At 50.8% G+C, this 652-nt stretch carries 2 tRNA genes and 1 rRNA gene; all 3 read left to right on the top strand.

Annotated elements, in window-relative coordinates:
• Positions 1-112 (top strand): 16S ribosomal RNA (locus QZM35_RS38110); the annotation flags it as partial.
• Positions 113-176: 64 nt separating this feature from the next.
• Positions 177-253 (top strand) — tRNA-Ile (locus tag QZM35_RS38105).
• 36 nt (positions 254-289) lie between these two features.
• A tRNA-Ala gene (locus QZM35_RS38100) sits at positions 290-365 on the top strand.
• The last annotated feature ends 287 nt before the right edge of the window (positions 366-652 follow it).

The raw sequence follows: 652 nt of genomic DNA, 5'->3' as shown, positions 1-652 counted from the left end.
AGAAGTGGCTAGTCTAACCGCAAGGAGGACGGTCACCACGGTAGGATTCATGACTGGGGTGAAGTCGTAACAAGGTAGCCGTATCGGAAGGTGCGGCTGGATCACCTCCTTTCCAGAGCTTCTCGCACAAGTTGAGCGCTCACGCTTATCGGCTGTAAATTTAAAGACAGACTCAGGGGTCTGTAGCTCAGTCGGTTAGAGCACCGTCTTGATAAGGCGGGGGTCGTTGGTTCGAATCCAACCAGACCCACCATTGTCTGGCGGTAACACCTGAGGCAAATCTGTACATGGGGGCATAGCTCAGCTGGGAGAGCACCTGCTTTGCAAGCAGGGGGTCGTCGGTTCGATCCCGTCTGCCTCCACCAATCACCAACGCTAAGGGCTTGGTTCAGACACTGAACCGAGAATTTTGCATTGGCGATTGAGCCAGTCAGAGTGATACGTAGTATGTATCGGCTGTCGTTCTTTAACAATCTGGAAGAAGCAAGTAATTTGGATAGCGGAAGCGTCTTGAGATGGGCGTGGAAACTATCCGGGTTGTGATTGTATCGATGTATCTCAAGATGATTCGAACTTAATGTTTGACTCAATTGGAATACGGCACAACGCGAGAACTCAACCTGTAGCGACTGTCGATGAGACAGACTCGTTA

Origin of the sequence: Burkholderia sp. AU45274 (genome assembly GCF_030482505.1) — a bacterium.
Lineage (GTDB): Bacteria > Pseudomonadota > Gammaproteobacteria > Burkholderiales > Burkholderiaceae > Burkholderia.
Note: the sequence above shows the minus strand (reverse complement) of the source record. Positions and strands in the feature narration are given on the sequence as shown.